The sequence below is a fragment of the Clostridium sp. UBA5988 genome, from assembly GCF_002435615.1.
Lineage (GTDB): Bacteria > Bacillota > Clostridia > Clostridiales > Clostridiaceae > Clostridium_J > Clostridium_J sulfidigenes.
In genome coordinates, this window is the sequence record NZ_DJBA01000063.1 from 1 (window position 1) to 20846 (window position 20846).

Annotated in this window: 18 protein-coding genes; 16 read left to right on the forward strand and 2 right to left on the reverse strand. The window is 28.9% G+C overall.

What is annotated here, in order from left to right:
• The first annotated feature begins 40 nt into the window (after positions 1-40).
• From B3J31_RS13760 to cls, 9 genes are all read left to right on the forward strand, one after another.
• The gene (locus B3J31_RS13760; RefSeq protein ID WP_346874141.1) at positions 41-205 is read left to right on the forward strand and encodes a hypothetical protein; all 165 of its coding nucleotides are present in this window, start codon (positions 41-43) and stop codon (positions 203-205) included.
• A complete protein-coding gene (locus tag B3J31_RS13765) occupies positions 198-2582 on the forward strand; it encodes a pPIWI_RE module domain-containing protein (protein ID WP_346868162.1) in 2385 nt (794 codons plus the stop codon). Before B3J31_RS13760 ends, B3J31_RS13765 begins: the two co-directional genes overlap by 8 nt.
• 635 nt (positions 2583-3217) lie before the next feature.
• Positions 3218-5104: a site-specific DNA-methyltransferase gene (locus B3J31_RS13770; RefSeq protein WP_346868161.1), complete on the forward strand. Its 1887-nt coding sequence runs from the start codon at positions 3218-3220 to the stop codon at positions 5102-5104.
• A 3-nt stretch (positions 5105-5107) separates the two neighbouring features.
• Positions 5108-5458 (forward strand): hypothetical protein, encoded by a 351-nt coding sequence (locus tag B3J31_RS13775; protein ID WP_346868160.1) that lies wholly within the window; start codon positions 5108-5110, stop codon positions 5456-5458.
• Between the two features lie 397 nt (positions 5459-5855).
• Positions 5856-6311 (forward strand): MarR family winged helix-turn-helix transcriptional regulator, encoded by a 456-nt coding sequence (locus B3J31_RS13780; protein WP_346874142.1) that lies wholly within the window; start codon positions 5856-5858, stop codon positions 6309-6311.
• A gap of 16 nt (positions 6312-6327) precedes the next feature.
• Positions 6328-7701, forward strand: a complete 1374-nt coding sequence (locus B3J31_RS13785) for an MATE family efflux transporter (protein ID WP_216101098.1) — start codon at positions 6328-6330, stop codon at positions 7699-7701.
• A gap of 17 nt (positions 7702-7718) precedes the next feature.
• Positions 7719-8426 carry a zinc metallopeptidase gene (locus B3J31_RS13790; protein WP_346868158.1) on the forward strand — a complete coding sequence of 236 codons (708 nt, stop codon included), beginning with the start codon at positions 7719-7721 and terminating at the stop codon, positions 8424-8426.
• 93 nt (positions 8427-8519) lie between these two features.
• Positions 8520-9935 carry a phospholipase D family protein gene (locus B3J31_RS13795; RefSeq protein WP_346874143.1) on the forward strand — a complete coding sequence of 472 codons (1416 nt, stop codon included), beginning with the start codon at positions 8520-8522 and terminating at the stop codon, positions 9933-9935.
• 60 nt (positions 9936-9995) lie between these two features.
• A complete protein-coding gene (gene cls, locus B3J31_RS13800) occupies positions 9996-11525 on the forward strand; it encodes a cardiolipin synthase (protein WP_346868156.1) in 1530 nt (509 codons plus the stop codon).
• 52 nt (positions 11526-11577) lie between these two features.
• Here the strand turns inward: cls and B3J31_RS13805 are convergent, their stop codons facing one another.
• A complete protein-coding gene (locus B3J31_RS13805; protein ID WP_346868155.1) occupies positions 11578-11718 on the reverse strand; it encodes a hypothetical protein in 141 nt (46 codons plus the stop codon).
• Between the two features lie 69 nt (positions 11719-11787).
• Here B3J31_RS13805 and B3J31_RS13810 point away from each other — a divergent pair, with 69 nt between their 5' ends.
• The 7 genes from B3J31_RS13810 (at position 11788) to B3J31_RS13840 (ending at position 19741) form a co-directional block, all read left to right on the forward strand.
• Entirely contained in the window at positions 11788-12969 is a 1182-nt protein-coding gene (locus B3J31_RS13810) for an MATE family efflux transporter (protein ID WP_346868154.1), read from the forward strand.
• Positions 12957-15440 carry a DEAD/DEAH box helicase family protein gene (locus B3J31_RS13815; protein ID WP_346868153.1) on the forward strand — a complete coding sequence of 828 codons (2484 nt, stop codon included), beginning with the start codon at positions 12957-12959 and terminating at the stop codon, positions 15438-15440. Before B3J31_RS13810 ends, B3J31_RS13815 begins: the two co-directional genes overlap by 13 nt.
• A gap of 253 nt (positions 15441-15693) precedes the next feature.
• The gene (locus B3J31_RS13820; protein ID WP_346868152.1) at positions 15694-15900 is read left to right on the forward strand and encodes a hypothetical protein; all 207 of its coding nucleotides are present in this window, start codon (positions 15694-15696) and stop codon (positions 15898-15900) included.
• A 1164-nt stretch (positions 15901-17064) separates the two neighbouring features.
• Complete coding sequence (locus B3J31_RS13825) at positions 17065-18024, forward strand: hypothetical protein (protein ID WP_346867940.1); 960 nt, start codon at positions 17065-17067, stop codon at positions 18022-18024.
• A gap of 27 nt (positions 18025-18051) precedes the next feature.
• Entirely contained in the window at positions 18052-18630 is a 579-nt protein-coding gene (locus B3J31_RS13830) for a hypothetical protein (protein WP_346867939.1), read from the forward strand.
• 66 nt (positions 18631-18696) lie between these two features.
• Entirely contained in the window at positions 18697-18987 is a 291-nt protein-coding gene (locus B3J31_RS13835; protein ID WP_346867938.1) for a DNA methyltransferase, read from the forward strand.
• 394 nt (positions 18988-19381) lie between these two features.
• The gene (locus B3J31_RS13840; RefSeq protein ID WP_346874144.1) at positions 19382-19741 is read left to right on the forward strand and encodes a hypothetical protein; all 360 of its coding nucleotides are present in this window, start codon (positions 19382-19384) and stop codon (positions 19739-19741) included.
• An 88-nt stretch (positions 19742-19829) separates the two neighbouring features.
• On the opposite strand, the gene B3J31_RS13845 is transcribed toward B3J31_RS13840, so the two are convergent.
• Positions 19830-20423 carry a hypothetical protein gene (locus B3J31_RS13845; protein WP_346867937.1) on the reverse strand — a complete coding sequence of 198 codons (594 nt, stop codon included), beginning with the start codon at positions 20421-20423 and terminating at the stop codon, positions 19830-19832.
• Positions 20424-20846 lie beyond the last annotated feature (423 nt).

Sequence of the window (20846 nt, forward strand, 5' to 3'; positions counted from 1 at the left end):
AAAATAAAGGGGTTAATCCGCTAAGTATGCAAATAATGAAATGATTACAAGAAAAAATAGTATGTTAGGTGAATGGTGTGATATTTTGCTTGAGGGTAAAAATGATATATTTATCCAAGAACTATATGGCAAGTTTTCAATAGGAGTTGAGAAAATGATATGCGAAGCAAATGAAAGATTAATGGGGGTGGAAGAGAATGAATAAAGATAATATACAGTTATTTTCTTTTGAAATTAATGAAAACACTATTATTGATAGAACGATATACTTAATTAAATTTCCACAAGAATTGAAGGATTTAATAATTAGAATTAAGGAATTAAAAGCAAAGGAATTTGGATATAAATTTGCATTGAAGGGTCTTGAAAAAATAGTGAAAAATTACTGCAGGTATATTTTATGCGTAAATAATAACCTTAATGAGTTATTATTTAAAGATGCTATTTGGATATACTCGTCATCCAAATTTGACTTAGAGGGATTAAAGTTGCACTTATGTGAGTGGATTAATTTAGAGTTAGGCAAAGTTGTAAATTGTGATGAAGAATTTTATTTAAAAGAAGATCTTGAATGGTATGGGCAAATGACAACAAAAGAATTGTTAAGATGTAATTATAAAATATACGATATTATTCCTCAACTATATGCTCGTGACATATGTAAGGAAAAGCTTTATTTTAAAAGTCTTGAAAAATCTTTTAAATTTTATCCATTGATTGAGGAAAATGATGTTAGATTAATCTCTGAAATAATTAATAAAATCTTTGTGGAACCTTTTTCATATAGAATAGATATTGATTTAGTAAATCCATATGACTTAAATGATAAATATTTTTTAAATGTAAGATTAGGAAGGAAAGTCTGGAGAGATTATTCATATTTTGAAGAAGAGAAAAACTATGTTTCATCTAAAGAGAATACATCAGCATATATCTTTAAAAAAGATCAATTTGCAAGTAATCAAGAAATAACATTTATACAATGTTATTTTACGAAGAAAGATAATGTAGTTAAATGGACTAAGGGTTATGATCAAATTTATGCTGATAATATAGGAATTAATATTAATGAGTTAGTTAAAAAACCAGATAAATTTATGGACTTTGATTCAGATATTATTTGCTTAATAACAAATAATTCAAAAAAAACAAGAGTCAAACTTGGGGTAGGAATGGAAGAACGAAGGGATTTATTTAATATAATTAAAGAATTATATCCTGGGTTATCCCCTAGAGAAGAGATAAGGGGAATAAACTATATTAGGGAAGGAAAAAGCTTAAATATAAAAGAGTTAGAGAAGGATACAAAGATTAAGGGCTTAAAACTAAATAAAACTTTGAAAAAACCATTATTATTTCATAAGGGTTCAAAAATGAAAAAAATGATTATAGATGTCGTATCCAGTAATAAAGAGTTATTTGAGGATAGTATAAAAATAAGCTCAATAATATTAGGATTAGAAGTTATTGAAAAGAGATATTTTACAAGCCAAGGCATAGAAGTTATATTTAGATTATTAGATAGTGATGTTACAAGACAGTTAATGGTTAGTGAAGATAAAAAAGAAAGACTTTCAGAAATAGTAGAGCATGTTTACGAAGAAGTAGAAAGTAATATACAAAGAATAGCGTTAATTGATATACCACCATATCACTCAGAAAAAGAGGCAAAACAGCTTGATCCAAAGCAGTTAATTAGGGTAGCTTATAAAAGTTGTGGAATATTAACTCAATTTATAAATGGATATAATTCTGAAAAGGATAATTATAAACTTCAAAGTGCTTTAATTGATATTTATTATGCAACAGGGTTTTTAAATAGCGAGTTCTATGAAAAGAAATATGACGATAAAGTTTTACTGGGAATCGATTTAATACCGGGTTGTAACGTTAAAATTTTTGTTATAAGTAAAATAGAAAATGGAACAACGCATTATAAACTGTATAAAACTGATAAATGGATTAAAGTTGATGAGCTAATATACTCTTTGGATAATGAAAGAATAGATAAGCACATAAAGGATTTAAGATTTAGTAAAAGAGATGAGTTAGAGATATGGATTTATGACGTTATTCAAGAAGTAATTGATAGTACTCAAAATGAAGTATATATTTATTGTGATGCAACCTTAAGAAAACGTTACTGGACATTCCTTACAAATAAAAAATTTAATACTGATGAATTAAAAGTTTTGGATGAGAGTAATAAAATATTCTTTATTAGAATAAATTCAACAGATGAAGTGCCTGATTATAATATAGGGAATGTAGTTAAAATGGCTAAAGGTTTATTCTCAAATGATTATGAAACATTTTATATGGTAGGTAAAAGAAGTGATACAATTCAAATAAATTTGAAATGGAATAAGTATGAAAGTCCAAATACATTATTACTTAAGCAAAGATTAAGTGAAATGGTTATTATAGGTGGAGATGAAAATAAAAGAGTTGATATAGCAAAAGAAAGTTATTTTATGAGAAAATTAATTCCAACCTATGATAGTGAGGTATCACTTCCGTTACCGATGTATGTTATAAAAAGATTAACAGAATATATTACTGCAGTTAGAGAAAGTAATTAATGAATAGTTTCTTTCTAACTTTGTAAATAAGCTTAAAAATGATATTAGTGTGAATTAAATTTTTTTAAAGATAGTAAGGAATTTGTTATATGTATTAGATGATAAAACAATGTAAGTGTAAAAGATTTGACGTGTTGAATTCTTTAAATTTAAAATTGTATAATTATACCCAGTAGGACTAGCTGTTGTTGGACTACTGGGTTTTACAAACTAATTTAACTATTATTTTTTAGATATTGAAATTTTAACTTGGATCGGAAGTGTTGCCTACCAATTATCAACTCTAAAATAAACACCTAACATCATCTATTTTATGGTATTGGACAATTTAGGTTACGTAAACTAATATATGAAAAAAATTATTTTACTAATCTATCCATTTTTGACTATCTCCAATGTATAATTCTGAGAGAATACACACATGGTAGTATCAGTCCTTTGAGTGAAATATTCTTGAAAGTGGATTGTATCTACACCTAGAAAAAGTCAATTTTATTTCTAGTCTAAAATTATTAGCTAAGTATGTATTAATTTAAGAAAATTACTGTGGTATAATTTTAGATGTATAATTAATAGAATATGATTCAATAGTTACAATGTAACTATTTGTTTTTAACTGTATGGAGGAATAAAAAATGGTAGTAGAAAGCAAACTTATGCTTGAAGTTAAAGCTATTCTTAAAGGCTTTGGGGATAAGTATTTTGATGGAGATAAACTAAAAAGGCACAAAGTTACAGAAGATTTAAACGCTTATGATGAATGCCTTATACAAAGCCTATTAAACAATGAAACTATAAATAGGGACTTTGTTATATCAGTAAATGGTAAAGAGATATTTAAGTTAAATGAGTTTATAGATATGTTTCAATATAAGGAATTCTGGCAAGATAGCTACACAAACTACGCTAATAAGATAGGTCTTACAGTTGGTGGAAAGTTTATAGATGAATGTGACGATGTTGTTCTTGATTTTCCATATAAAGACACAGTCTTAAAAGCTGGAATGACTAAGGAAGATAAACCAAAAGAAGACTTAGCTTCTAATGAAATATTTTTAAATGAAACTATTGCAAAAAATGAGATAGACGTTCTTTTTGATAAGAAGATATTTAAGAATGTAAAAAAATATAGTTCTAAAGGGATACAACCAGTATCAGAATTTAAAGAAGATGACAATTTGATTATAAAAGGTAATAATCTAATTGCTCTACATAGCCTTAAGGATAGGTATGCTGAAAAAATTAAGCTTATATATATAGACCCACCGTATAATACAGGTAGCGATAGCTTTTTATATAATGATAAATATAACCATTCAAGTTGGCTAGCATTCATGAAAAACAGACTAGAAATTGCACGAGATTTATTAAGTGATGATGGTAGTATTTGGGTTACTTTAGATGATAAAGAGGCCCCATATGCACGAGTATTAATGGATAGTGTATTTGATAGAAAAAATTATGTAAATTCTATAACATGGCAGCACTCTGATAATAGCAACAATAATGCCCTTGTGTTCTCTGAAGATTACAATACAATTCTTGTTTATTCGAAATGTAATAATTGGAAACCAAAATTTTTAAATGATGAAAGTAAAAGAAGCCATTTTAAAAATCCTGATAACGACCCTAGAGGACCATGGTTTGATGGCAATCCAGTCAATAATCCTGGATTACGTGTTAATCTACAATTTGATATAACAACTCCAAATGGTAATATTATAAAACATCCAACAAATGGTTGGAGATGGTCAAAAGAAACTATGCAAGAGAAATTTCAAACTGGAGAATTAAGATTTTCTAAAGATCAAACACGAGTAATACGTCGTACATATTTAAATGAGATGGAAGGATTGCCTCCTTCTAATTTATGGACTAATTTGAAAAAGACAGGACACACACGTGCCGCTAAATATGAGCAAAAAAAATTATTTCCGGACTTTGTGACAACAAGTCTTTTTTCTACTCCAAAACCAGAGCTACTTCTAAATTATATTGTTGAACTTTCAACTAATGAAAATGATATTGTTCTAGATTTTTTTATGGGAAGTGCCACAACTCAATCTGTAGCAATGAAGATGAACCGTCATTTTATTGGAATAGAACAGATGGATTATATTAATGAATTTTCAGTACCTAGACTTCAAAAAGTAATAGAAGGCGAACAAGGTGGTATTTCAAAAGATGTAAATTGGCAAGGTGGTGGAAGCTTTGTATATGCCGAACTTTTTGAAAAAAATGCAGGCTTTATAAAAGATATTTTAAATGCTGAAACTATAGACGACCTAAAAAGGGTATATAATATCATGGAAGAAGTAGGTGACTTAGACTTTAGAGCTGATTTGTCAAAACTTGATTGGTCTATGTCTTTTGAAGATAATCAAAAATTACTTATAAAGATAATAGATAAAAACCAACTTTATTTTAATTATTCAGAGATTGACGATAGCGAAGTTAGTAAATGGCTAAGTGATGAGGAAATATCCTTCAATAAAAACTTTTATGAAGATTTGGAGGGATAGACTATGGCTAAAACAAAAGGAAAAATAAAAGAGCTAGAACTTCCTACCTTAAAGCTCATGAAAAAGCAAGATGCTATATCATGGGAAAATGTAAATGGTGAAGCTGTGAAAAGACACTATGTTGTACCAGAATATATTATTAAAAATTTAAAACATCTTCTAAGACCTTATCAACAGGAAGCTATAAGATATTTTCATTACTCTCAACAATTAAATGGATCAGATGAATTATACAATCATCTTCTATTTAATATGGCAACGGGGGAACGTGTCATAATAGTGACAGGGTGTATAAACATTTTAATATCAAGGGTTTCAGGAACTTTAACTAAATATTATTCATACATTGCTTAAAGTAATTAGGATCTAATTGCTGTGAGCAGTGCATGAGGGTATATATGCTGCAAGAGAAAAGGAGGTTATTATAATATGAATTCTCTTACTATTGTCCGGAAAGCTGTAAAAAATAAGAAATAGAGGGAAAATAATATATATCTAAAATTAAATATAGAAAATGAATAGGCAAAGTTGGGGTTTGATCAATTATAGACCAATATAAACTTCGCTTTTTTTGTATCTAAAACAAAAATTAAGGAAAATTATAAATCCTAAATGTAATGTAAAATAAAGGGTTACAAAGGTTTGGAATTAATAATAGATAGGATAATAATGAAATTTGTATTGAAAAAGGAAAATAAATATGCTAATATAGTTCAATAAAGAACCATATTGGAAAATGAGGTGAAATTAAGTGAAAAGCGATATAGTTAATAACAAAAACAGTCTTTTTTTAATATTTAATTGGAAGATAAAAAAGGTGTATGAAAAAATGTTTTATCAACTAACAGAGGAATTAGAATTGACCCAAAATGAAATAGATGTACTTCTATTTTTGAATAATAATAGTCCACTTGACACTGCAAGGGATATAGCGAGATATCGTGCCATGTCAAAGTCTATGATATCAAAATCTGTAGATTCTTTATATAGAAAAGGTTTTTTAGAATATGAGATAGATGAAACAGATAAAAGATGTATTCATCTAAAAATCAAACCTGCTACTAATTCAATTGTAAAAAAATTACATGAAGTTCAAAAAGAATTTTTTAATATTCTTACTTCTAATATATCTGAAGAAGAACATAAAGCAATGGAAATAGTATTAAATAAAATGTATGAAAACATCATTGATGAACTTGAAGAATGAGAGGAAGATAGAAGAAATGGAAAATAAACAACAAAGTGAATTAGGCACTAAAAGTATAAAAAAATTACTTTTTAGTATGGCTGTTCCTGCAATTACAGCACAGATTATCAACCTTTTGTATAATTTGGTTGATAGAATGTATATTGGGCATATTCCAGAAGTTGGAGCTACTGCTTTAACTGCAGTAGGCGTTACAATGCCAATAATTATGGTTATATCAGCATTTGCTGCTTTAGTTAGTATGGGTGGTGCACCACGTTCCTCAATTATGATGGGAAAAGGGGATAAGGATGCTGCTGAAAAAATACTAGGAAACTGTACCACTGCATTAGTATTGATTTCAGTTACATTAACAGCAGTAGTTTTGATATTTGGGGAGAAAATGTTAATGGCATTTGGGGCCAGTGAAAATACTATAAAATATGCCTTGGATTATTTGAAAATTTATGCTTGTGGAACATTGTTTGTACAACTTTCTTTAGGTCTAAATGCATTTATTACAGCACAAGGATTTGCAAAGACAAGTATGTTTACGGTACTAATTGGAGCAATATTAAACATCATATTAGATCCAATATTTATTTTTGGGTTTAATATGGGAGTAAAGGGTGCAGCTTTAGCAACTATAATATCACAGGGAGTTTCTGCATTATGGGTTATAAAATTTCTTATAGGAGATAAGACTTTATTAAAAATCAAGAAAAAGTATTTAAAGATAGATTTTAAAGTATTATTACCCTGTATAGCCCTTGGACTAGCACCATTTATTATGCAATCAACAGAAAGTATTTTAATGATATCATTTAATACATCTCTACTTAAATATGGTGGGGATTTAGCAGTAGGGGCCATGACCATCCTATCAAGTGTTATGCAGTTTTCCATGCTACCATTAGTTGGACTTACCCAAGGAGCCACACCAATTATTAGCTTTAACTATGGAGCAGGTAATGGTAAGAGGGTTAAGGAAACATTTTTGTTACTACTTAAGATATCTTTGATTTATTCAGTAGGCTTGTGGACAATCACAATGTTATCACCACAAATATTTGCTAAAATGTTTACTAAGGATGCTGAGTTGATTAATACTTCTATTAAAGCAATGAGAATTTACATGGCTGCTTCTTTGCTATTTGGAATTCAAATAAGTTGCCAACAGACTTTTATTGCCTTGGGAAATGCAAAGACATCAGTATTTTTAGCTATTTTGCGTAAGATAATCCTTTTAATTCCCCTAATATATGTATTACCTTTATTTTTAGAAAACAAGGTAGATGCAGTATTTTTAGCAGAACCAGTAGCTGATATTATTGCTGTTACAATAACAAGTATAATGTTTACTATTCAGTTTAAAAACGTATTAAAGGAACTAGATTACCAAAAACTTTAATTTAAGGAGCGATGACAATGTTTTATCCTTTTAGTTATTTTAGATTTGATCCAACCATGATTATTTTAATTCCAGCAGTTATTTTAACCATATATGCCCAAAGCAAAGTACAATCAAATTTTGCTAAATATTTGAGAGTACCGACACAAAAGGGATATACAGGAGTTCAAGTTGCAAGGAGATTATTAGATCAACATGGTTTGCAAAATATACCAATTGAACTTTCAAGGGGTAAGTTAAGCGATCATTATGATCCAACAAAACAAATTTTGAGACTATCCCAAGAAGTATATGAAGGACATTCCATAGCTGCTGTAAGTGTAGCTGCTCATGAGGTGGGACATGCTATTCAGCATGCTAATGGATATATTCCATTATCTCTAAGAAATATGGTTTTTCCTATAGCTAGATTTGGCTCTTCTGCCGCTTGGCCATTTATTATGATAGGATTACTGATTCCTAGTTTAGGTAGCTTAATGAACATAGGTATTCTGCTTTTTGGAGCTGCAGTTGTATTTCAAATAATTACACTTCCAGTAGAGTTTAATGCAAGTAGCAGAGCCTTGGAACTACTTGATACCAATGGTTTTGTAGTGGAAAATGAAATCAATGGATCAAAGAAGGTACTTCAAGCCGCAGCCTTAACTTATATAGCAGCTATGGCAAGTGGTATAGCACAATTATTAAGACTTATTATGATCAGAAATAGAAATAATCAAGAATAAAAAGAGAAGATAATATGAAATTAAAACCCTAAATTATTAAATTTTCATAATATGCATTATTTAAATATATTTATAGTAGGATGGATTAGAGAAATGACAAGAAAAATTATACTGTCTTATATAACCTATGTCCTGATAGGATCTGTTTTAATATTTGCTATACCCAGGAATGTATCACCAGAATATGCGGAAAAATCTAACTATGAGAATTATTACTCTGATGAAGTAGGAGCAGACAGGGCTATTATATTAGATAACCCTTTAGAATCTGGACTTGCTAGATTGTTTATAATAGAAAATGCAAAGGAAACTCTAGATGTCTCTTATTTTTCCATTGAAAGAGGGGAAACACCAAATATATTTTTAGGGGCTCTGTTTGATGCGGCTGATAGGGGAGTCCAAGTAAATATCCTATTAGATGGAATATTTCATGGACTTAGGGGAGCCAGAAGATCTACTATCTATACAATATCTAATCATCCTAATATGCATTTAAAGTTTTATGAAAAATTTAATCCCCTACTTCCCTGGACAATTAATAACCGAATGCATGATAAATACATTGTAGCAGATAATAAGATATCAATTATTGGCGGGAGAAATATTGGGGACAAATACTTTGCCCCAGAATGGTACAAAAAGTCAATTACTAATGATAGGGATGTAGTAATAATAAACTTTAGTGAAGATAATGAAATAAGTGCAGTGGATGAAATGTCAAGTTATTTTAATGAGATTTGGAACCATAAGTATTCTCAGGATGTAAATCTATGGACTAGAAGTATATTTAGAAAAAAGGCCGAGGACAGTGCTAATAGTATGAGGGAAAAGGCAAATAAAGCTAGGGAATTATATAAAGAACAATTTAAAAATGTACCAGATTTATATAATATTTCTTTGCCTACAAATAAAGTAACCTTTATTCACAATCCTATTGAAAGATTTTCTAAGGAACCTTGGTGTTGGTATGAATTAGTTCAACTATGTAAGGGAGGAGAGGACTCCACATTTATCCAAAGCCCATACATTATACCAAGTAAAAAAATGACCAAGGATTTAATAAACAAAGAAGAACTAGAAAATATGAATATTACCTTTCTAACAAACTCCCTAGCTAGTACACCAAATTTACCGGCATTTTCGGGGTATCAAAATTATAGAAAGAAAATGGTAGATAATAAAATCAATATATTAGAAACTCAATCATCAAATTCTATACATTCTAAGGCTTTTGTAATAGATAATGATATTGTGGCTATTGGTTCTTTTAATTTAGATGCTAGAAGTGCTTTTTTAAGTACAGAATCCATGGTTGTAATTCATAGTGAAGAAGTAGTAGAGGAATTTGGTAGAAATATATCTAATTATACGGATGAAAGCTTATTAGTAAATGAAGATTATAAATATGTAGAAAATGTAAAAGTAGAGGAAAAAGAAGTAAATTTAATAAAAATAATACTAGTAAAAATCTTAGCTATTCCTCTTAGATTTGTTGAATATCTATTATAAAGTGTATAGCTAGAAGTTGATGGGTATAAAGTTCCATAGTTATAGATAGGGGGTTATGAAATGAGGATACTAAGATTAATTAGTAATAGAGTATCTATTACTACGGTGTTATTATTGGGACAGATTACCTGGTTTATATTTTTTTTAATCAAACTAACTAGATATTCTGTAATAATTAGTGCTGTTTTTTCTTTATTAAGTTTAATCATGGCTTTACATATTGTAGTTAAGGACGATAATCCATCATATAAAATTGCTTGGATTATATTGATTATGGCTTTACCTTTATTTGGAGGACTATTTTATCTGTTTTTTGGAAACAAGAGACCTTCTAAAGGTATGAGGACCCTATTAGATAGGGAGCATCAAAAAATTGTCACCATGTTAGAAATAGATGATGAAATATTAGGGGAAATAGGGGCTCAAGATCAAAGGTTAATGGGTACCTTTAAATATCTTCAAGAAAAAAATAAATTCCCCCTATATAAAAATACGGAAAGCACATATTATTCTTCAGGAGAAACAATGTTTAAAGATATGCTTATAGAATTAAAAAAGGCAGAGAAATTTATTTTTTTGGAATACTTTATAATTCAAGAAGGAAAGATGTGGGGAGAAATCCTTAAGATTCTGGTGGAAAGAGCCAATGGGGGTGTAGATGTTAGACTAATATACGATGACATAGGATCTCTATTTTTACTTCCTAAGGATTTTAAAAAACAGATGGAAGATATGGGAATAAAATGTATGCCATTTAATAAGTTTAGACCCTTTCTTTCCTTAGTTATGAATAATAGGAATCATAGAAAGATGTTAGTTATAGATGGTCATAGTGCATTTACAGGAGGCATCAATATAGCAGATGAGTATATAAATGAAATAGAGAGATTTGGATATTGGAAGGACACTGGAGTAAAACTAAAGGGAGAAGGGGTATGGAGCTTTACTTTAATGTTCTTAGAAATGTGGAATGCCTTTAATAAAACAGATGATATATATGGTGATTTTAAGGTCTGTAAGAAAGATTTAAAAAAATATGAATCCCATGGCTATATCCAGCCCTATTCTGACTCACCAATTGACAATGAAGCCCTAGGAGAAAATGTTTATATAGAACTTCTATCCCAAGCAAAAAAATATGTATATATATTTACACCTTATTTAATTGTTGATAATGAAATGAAGCATGCCTTATGTATGGCTGCAAAAAGGGGTGTAGATGTAAGGATAGTTACTCCTGGAATTCCCGATAAAAAAATCATTTACAGACTGACCCGCTCAAACTATGATCCTCTTTTAAAAGCAGGTGTAAGAATATTTGAATATACACCTGGATTTATGCATGCAAAAAGTTATATTTGTGATGATGAAATAGGAGTAGTAGGGACAATAAATATGGATTATAGAAGTCTATATTTACATTTTGAATGCGGGGTTCTTATGTATAGAACCCAGGCAGTAAGAGACTTGAAGAAGGATTCTATAGAAACAATAAAAGCAAGTAAGGAAATAAGTATAGAAGATACCAAAAAAGGAGTTTTAGGAAGATTATTTGATGCCTTCCTTAGATTAATTGCACCATTAACTTAGAAAAAGCTCTCATAAATTCAAAGATAATAATATATATAAATCATACCTTTATTTATATTAATTCTGGTTTTGGGGTACTGGAAACTAGAGTATCCATAACCTGTTTTACGTTACTATTTTGGTCTTTATTTGTTTTAACTTGTCTGTTCATAATAGGTTCATAGTTTTTCTTTATTATAGCTAATATTGGCATAATTAAACCAGCTATGATATGGTATGCTTTGATATAAAAGGTTAAAATATTATTAAGAGAGTTGAAATTGTGAAAAAAATAAAAGAAACAAATGAAATGGAAATAGAAAAGATTCCAAAGTTATTGCTTAAGTTTTCTCTACCTGCCATAATTGGTCTGATAGTTAATGCTATGTATAATATAGTAGACAGTATGTTTGTAGGTCGTGGTATAGGAAATCTGGGGCTTGCTGGAGTAACCGTAAGTTTGCCTGTTGTTACAATATATATGGCTTGTATTATGTTAATCGGCATGGGTGCTACCTCACTTATATCGATTCGTTTAGGTGAAAAAAAGGGAGATGACGCTGAAAAGATTGTAGGAAACGCCTGTGTATTATTTTTAATGATTGGTCTTAGTTTATCTGCAATTGGAATAGTATTGCTTAAGCCAATATTGGTTTTCTTTGGTGCTAGTCCAGCAGTACTGCCATACGCTTTGGATTATATGAGAATTATCTTAGCCGGTAGTGTATTCTTCGCAATTGGAACTGGAATGAATAACTTTATCCGTGCTGAGGGTAATCCTAAGATAGCAATGAATACTATGCTAATTGGAACAGTTACTAATATCATACTAGACTATATATTTATATTTCCTTTTGGTTGGGGAATTAAAGGAGCAGCCCTAGCAACTATTATTTCCTATGGTGTAACTAGTGCTTGGGTCTTATACCATTTCATCGCAGGAAATAGTAGATTAAAAATTCGACTTGAAAACCTTAGACTTGAAAAAACAATAATTAGGTCAATAGCTATAATAGGTTTTCCCTCATTTATACTACAGGTTGCTGGTAGTGTTCAACAAACAATACTTAATAAAACTTTAGCTGAATATGGTGGTGATCTATCCCTAGCTGTTATAGGAATAATAATGAGTATTACAACCTTCCTAGTAATGCCAGCCATGGGTATTAGTCAAGGTGCCCAACCTATAATAGGATATAATTATGGAGCCAAAAAATTTGACAGGGTTAAGGACACTTTGAAATTATCAATTGCATCAGCTACTGTTATAGTAACTCTTGGATATATAGTTTCCAAGATTTGGCCTGTACAATTGATTGCATTATTCAATAAAAAACCTGAGTTGATTGAATTAGGTACTCATGCTATGGGAATATTTTTCTTGTTTATACCCTTAGTGGGTGTTCAAATGGTTAGTTCTACTTATTTCCAGGTTCAGGAAAAACAGATGTTATGGCAGCTATAATACTATATCTTTATACAGAAATGGAATACACAAATTTTATATTCGTAGTAAATACTAATGGAGTACTTTCTAAGACAAGGGACAACTTGATTAAGAAAAATTCATCAAAACATCTATTTAAAGATAAGATAGAAATTGACGGCAAACGTATAACTATCAAAGAAGTTGAACGATTTCCAGTTAGTAGAGAAATAAATACAATTTACCTTAAGCTCTCCACAATTCAAAGTCTTGCAAATGAGATAAATGTGACTAAAGAAGGAGGGCTTACAATAGAGGAACTCTCTAAAGAAAAACTAGTAATTTTAGGAGATGAAGCACACCACTATAGTGCTTATACTAAAAAAACTTTAACTTCTGTGGAAAGTAAAGAAAAAAGTTGGGAGAATACTTTAGATATTATAAGACAATCAAATTCAAAAAACAGACAACTTGAATTTACGGCTACTATTGATATTGAAGAAGATAGATTCTTATATGAAAAGTATAAATATAAGATTATATACAGATATGGGTTAGATCAATTTATTAGAGATAAATACTCTAAAAAAGTATTTAGACTAGAAGCTAATTCAGAGGATACTGACAAGATGCTCAATGCAGTCTTGTTAAGTCAATATAGAAAGATAGTAGCTAAGAAATATGGTGTTATTGAATTTAAGCCTGTTCTTATGTTTAAATCTAATTCCATTAAGGTTTCAAATGCAAGTTATGATACATTTAACTATCTCATAAATGATTTAAATGTTGAAGATTTAAAAAAGTTTATAGATAAAAATATTAATACTACAAGTAGTACTATGAAAAGAGTCTACAGCTACTATAAAAATGAGGATTTAGCACATACCATAACTACTATTAAGAGAGATTTCTCAAAAGAGAAAATTATAAATGTTAATGATAGTACTAAGGGGATATTGGAAGACAAAAACTTCACCCATATCTTAAATTCTCTTGAGGATGATGAAAATCCATTTAGAGTGGTCTTTGCAGTTGCAAAACTCAGTGAGGGTTGGGACGTTTTAAATCTTTATGATATAGTAAGAATAAGTGAACAGGCAAAATCAACAAGTGCAGCAACCATGAGTGAGGTACAACTTATAGGACGTGGTGCAAGATACAATCCTTTTATTTTTGAAAATCAAATTTCTTATACAAGAAGGTTTGATGATTTACGATATAATGATAATATGGAAGACTTAAAACTTCTTGAATCTCTACATTATCATACAATTAATGATAAGGATTATATCAATAATTTAATAAAAGCGTTAGATAAGATAAAACTAACAGTTGAGGATGATAATGATTTTGTTATATTTGAAACTGATGTAAAATCTAACTTTAAAACATCTGAAGCATATAAAACTGGTAAGCTATACTATAATGAGGTTGAAGATGTACCTGTAGAAGAATATAACTCACTTAGTTCTTTTGGTATAGATAATATTTATGAGGCTAATATGTTAAATGTTATATCCGAAGCTGAATATGTGGAATATACCGAACAAGGACAATATAAAAAAATACCGGTACTTAGAAATAGTGAGACTGACAAAAGGATTTTGAAGAAATCACTAGCTAGAAATAGTTTCTTTGAGTTTAGTAACTTAAAGAACTTTATACCTACTTTAAAGTCAAAAAGTGAGTTTATAAATAATGAAGAATGGTTAGGAAATCTGAAAATAGATGCAATTGTATCATTTGATACAGAAGTACTATCACCTTTAGAAAAACTACTAGCCACAGAAAAGTGCCTTAGATATATTCAAGGTAGAATTAAGAGGAATTTTAGTAAAAAACGTGGTACTAATAAATTTATTTCCATTGATATAAAAGATGTAGTTACATCTTATAGCAAAAAGGTATCTAAATCATATAATAGAAAACCTATGGAGGAAATCATACAAAAGTACCCTATGCCTGAGCAGAAATGGTTTGTATATGAAGATGCAATAGTTGATGGATTAGAGAAGGATTTAATAGAATTAATTAAAAGGTTAGTTACAACATTAGAAAAAAAATACAATGAAGTCTATTTAATCAGAAATGATGAAAGACAGTTAGGATTTAAACTTCATCAGTTTAAGGCTAAAAAGTTAAATTATTCTAATAATAGTTTAGATTACAAACAACAATTAGTTGCAGAATCAGAAAGAAGTTATTTAAGTTCAAGTGATGATATCACAATATATGATGGTTTTATGCCAGACTTTATTTTGTACTTAAGTAATGCAGATTATATTTATCAAGTTTATATAGAACCTAAAGGAGAACTATTAGTTTCTAGAGACTCTTGGAAACAAAATATTTTGAAGACTATTGACTCTGATAAATTTGAAATACTGGTAGAAGATAGTAATGTCAAATTATATGGTGTTAAATTCTATACAGGTAAAAATACAAAAGAATTTATATCTGATTTAGACGATAAAATATTTGATGGAAGCAGCTTGATTCAAAGCTATTAAAAATATAGATTTTGCATCGACGTTTAATTTTAAAACTGAAAAACTAAATTAGCAAAAAAAATTAAATGGTAAGGAGAATCTTTAATGGATACTCCTTAATTTTTTTATATTATAAAGTTTTTAGATGAATATATGTTGAAAATTATCATAATTAATACATTAATAATAAAATATGGTATAATAAAAATAACAGCAAAACTATGCTGGTAAAACTATGCTTAATAACTAACAAGAAATAAAGGGGGGAACTACTATGAATTTATATTATGTAAACAAAAATGCACAAACTAATGGAGATCATGAGGTTCATAAGTCAACATGTAATCATATGCCTAATAGTGAAAACTGCTTATACTTAGGAGTATTTAATACATGTAAGGAAGCAGTAAAAGAAGCTAAAAAACATTATACAAAATGCAATGGCTGCTATTATTGTAGTAATGAATGTCATACCAGCTAAATTGTTGTAAATTTTATAATAGAAATGTATAATTGATCTAATATAAAATATAGGATTTTATGCATTTCTATTTTTATATAATACTACGCATTAGAATAAAGCTAAACCATTAATTAAATGGTTTAAATAATGCTATCCATATTTTAGAAATTATAATGAAAAAAAATTCTCCACTTCACACTCTCAAGTGTATACATATTTAAATATACTAAATTTTATATAGTTAAATATGGATATATATAATTTTACCCAGGAAACTAGTTGTTAGCGTTGTGGGGGGCTTGAGGGTTTCGGAATAACAACCATAAAATGAAGGCTATAACTCATAACTTACATGTATTTTTGATTTCTGGACAGCCTACCGTTGGACATAAACTACTGTGAAACCAATTTGTTTAGATGGTTGCTGATGCTGATAGTGAACTTCAATTAAGTTAATCCAATAAAATAAAAAGTATGTTATAAAAAATATTAAAATAATAGCTGAAACGTTGTAAATTCAAGGGTTTACAGCATATTATAAATATGATAATATAAATAAGGTAATAACACAACATATTTATATTAAATAAAAGGAGGACATTATTATGGAGTTGATTTCTAAAGTAACTAATTTTCTTTTAGCATTACGTGATTTAATTGTTGTAACTATAGTGCTAATTGCAGTTATGAAAATAGTATCTTTATATTAAGTCAAAACAAGTAAATATTCCGAAGTAGAAACTTAGTTTTCATGCTTCGGAGTATATACCCATAATAATAACGAATTAACTACATATATTCTTAAAAATATTAAAGGAATATGTGTAGTTACCCCCTTAAAAGTATATAGAGTAAGTAAATTATGAAAAAAATATTTACTTACTCTATATTTTTATATTATCTAAAACTAAATTATTAGCTTTAACTATCTCTTTTTAGATCGACTTAACCATAAATTTCATGGATTTCATAACTTTGTTAGATTACCTTAGCCTATATTTTTATATAGTTTTCTCCTTTGGTTAAAGTCTTCGGATAGTACATTAATGAAAAATGGAAATTAGCTGAAGTTGAATACATATGATGGTATAATTTAAAGGTAATGAAAAATATATAAATATGTTGATTAAATGAATATATTTAAAATTTTATATAAATCCATAAAAAATCTTGGAGGTAGTTATGAAAGTTACTAAGAATAAAAAATATATTATTATAGGAGGAGTTATTATTGCAGTAGCCATTGGTGGTGGGGGATATTATATGTCCAAGCACCTTAATAAACCAGCTGGTTATTCAGAGGTTAAAAATATGAAGGCAGCTGATTTAACTACTACTTTAAGTGAAGCTCTCAAAGTAATAAACAAAGCCCAACAAACTGGTGACTGGAGTTTAGATATGGTAAAAAATCTAAATAACAGATTAATACAGGTACAGGCTAGATTAAATATGCAAGAGGATATAGGTGACTTATCTACCTTGATAAATACCTTTAAACAATGTGACTCTACCTTATATTCTTTAAGTTTTGATGAAGTAAAAGATGCCGATGCTTTTAATGAGCAATTAGAGGGTATAAACAAAGAGGCTGATAAGACTAGAGGATTACTAAAAATAGAGGACAATGCAGATTATTTTAGAGAGCGTTCATTAGATGCCTTAAAAATGCAGTGTAATGCTTTATCAAAATTAGATGGTAGTAAATTAAGGTCAGATGATGCTTTATCTGTAGGTAAAAACCTAGAAAGATTATATGATGTAGAGGGTGGTGACTTTAGTACTGAAACTTGTGAAACCCTAGCAAAAATAAAACCAGTTCTAGCTGAAGCCTATGCCAAAGCATCTGATAAAAAAGTAAAAGAGACATTCAATATGGTAGATGATATGTTGATAAACTACTGTAGTAACACAAAAGGTACACCAAGTTATGATGCTTTAATAAGACCAATAAGAGAAGGTGCAGTAGCAGCAAATACAGGGGTATCTTCAGAAGGAACAGGAGCAGGGGTAATACCATCTGATAAAAACACATACAACCTAAAATACTTCCAGGCTAGAAAAATTACCCTACCGACAGAGTATAACATTGCAGCAGGTTTAAAAGTTTTATATGGAAAACACTACTACGGTTGCAAAACTTAAGAAGAGTATGACACAATAGTAAAGATAATGCAAGATAAAGTACTTAGTAAGCCTAAGTTCGATAATGAATTCACTAAAGGTATGGAGAGGTTTGCTAATGGGGAGAGGGAAAGTGATTATTCACAGTATTCTGATTACGAACTAGCATCAAATTTAGCATTGTCAGATGAAAAAGGTGAATTAACTGCATTTGAACACATTTGGGGTAAACTTATATACCAATTAGACCCTAGTTTTAGAGATAAGTTCATGTCTGATTACAGTTTATACTTTTCAAGATTACAAGAAGTGAAGCAAGAAGCTACTTCACCAAATGGTTCTTCAAATCCTAACTCAGCTTACGATACTTTAGTTAGAAAGGTAACTGACTGTGACGCAAGTTCACATACAGAAATATTATTATTTGACATGTTAGGTTACAACACAAGAATAACTACAAATGAAAGCAGGTCACATACTGAAGCAGAAGTGCAAGTACTTCTAATAGATGGAACTACTGCATGGTTAAATATAGGTGGATTAGATGCATATCAAGATAAAGCCAACATCTGGACACCAGAAACAAAAAGTGATAGTACAGCTCGTTCATTAGATGATGATTTATAAAGGAAAGAAATAATTTTATGTATACTCTCCCCGATATTAGACATAATCCATACTAGAGGTGATTTTATGGGTTTATTTTCAGAGGAAACAACCTCTGTGTGGAGTTTTGAGGAAAGTGGAAGTTGGGCTACTCTTAGAGGGGATTATCTTGGCAATTGTAGTCCTATGGTGGTTAAGAATATTTTACTTAAGTATACTAAGGAGAATGATATAGTTCTAGATCAGTTTCTAGGAAGTGGTACAACTGCTATAGAGGCCTTACTGTTAAATCGTAAAATTATAGGTATTGATATAAACATGAGGGCTATTGATATATCTAAAGGAAGAGTAAGAGATCTATTAGGGACTGTGTTATAAAGAAATTATAGAATTAAAATAGATAATAGTATTATAATTTATTTATTCTGACACTACATTTTGATAGTGTCAGAATTATTTTTTTACATTGCCATAGTAATTTTATTTTCTAAAACATCCACCACAAAAATAAATTCTAATCAAAAAAAATCCTCCCACATCACCCCCTGAAATATATACATATTTAAATATATCCCTAGTTAAATAGAGAAAATTTTATATAGTTAAATAGGGATATATATATAATTTTACCTAGGAAACTAGTTAAAAATAAACCTATAAAACTAGTTAAATATGAACCTAGTTAACTATATAACTATATAACTATATAACTAGTTGTTGGCGCTGTGCGGGTTTGCGGGTTTTCTCAATATTTTTATATGCTTATTTATAATTGATTCCTTATAGTTACTCTAACTTTATAAATTTCTCATGCATTTCTTTTGCATATTATAAAGTAATTTCTGATGTTAATGAAGAGAGAAAAAGAAATAGTATCCTATTTAAAGTTGGAATCTTGGAAAGTGAAGTAAAATCGGTAATTAAGAAGGAGTTAAGAATAATTTTCTTTGTTCCCATATTTATAGGAGGAATGTTAGGAGTATATTTCTTATATATTATGGTATTTAATAGTGGAATCACTGAACTGTTAATGAAGAAGTCAATTATTACTCTTCTTTTAGAAATATTAATTCAGTTTATATTGTATAAAATAAGTAAAAATAAATATATAAGCGAAGTAAATAGTGTTTAATCAATGGAAGATGTTTCTACTAAATTTAAGGCATGGGATTATAGGATAATCACCATGCCTTTAAAATCATTGCTATTAAAAGAGATTACTAATATTCTCTTAGATAGGAGATACCTACTACAGCATTAGTATCAACAGTTTCATTACCACTTTCATAACTTATTATAGGATGAACCAAATTTACAATGAAATTACCTTTGCTAGAAGAAAAAAATAAATTTGTGTTTTTTATTTCATTATTTTTATTAAATTTCTCTCTTTCTTTTTTTACATCATATGGTAACACCTTGTAAATTAAATCTAAGGCCTCGTCGTAGGTTATGTCAGTTGGATTAACTTCACATGCATAGGTGTAATCATCTAATATATATCCATATTTTTTATCATCAATATTAGGGATTTCATTTAAAAGTGAACTAGATACTAAATCATCTTCACTCTCGTAGAAATAAAAGGACTCTGGTACTACTTCGTATGTTAAATCCTCTTTTTTTACATTCTTATATCTTTCTGCAATTACAGTATTATCTATCTCATCTTTGTCAGTATTATCAATAATAGGACTACTAGCAGAAATATCTTTATTTGGTTTATCTTCTTTTACATTAGGTTTATCAACACAACCTACCATTAATAAGGACATTGTTGCTATACCAATATAAATAAGTTTAAATTTTTTCATAAAAACCTCCGAAATTTTTTATAGTGATAATGGAATGATTACTTTTTTATTCTACTTAAGAAATCAAGTCTTTCATCATTGTCTTTAAAGGCTTCATAGGGTATTATCAATAAAGCTTTGTATCTCTTATTTAAGCCATCTTCTTAATTTATTAATTATCTATAATATCTAATACCACTGATGCTAATTTATATTATACCAAAAGTATCTTCTTATTAAAATATAATGGTATGAAATACAACTTATGGACTAACCCCTAAGTACATATTAAATTACTTCATATGTGATCTGAAATATATTGAAAAACTGTAGAAATAACGGATTGAAATGAATAAGAACTAATGTTTGCGTCTATAATTAATGTATAGCTATAAAATATATTTAATTTGAGCTCTTTTTACTATATAATTTAATTATAAAGGA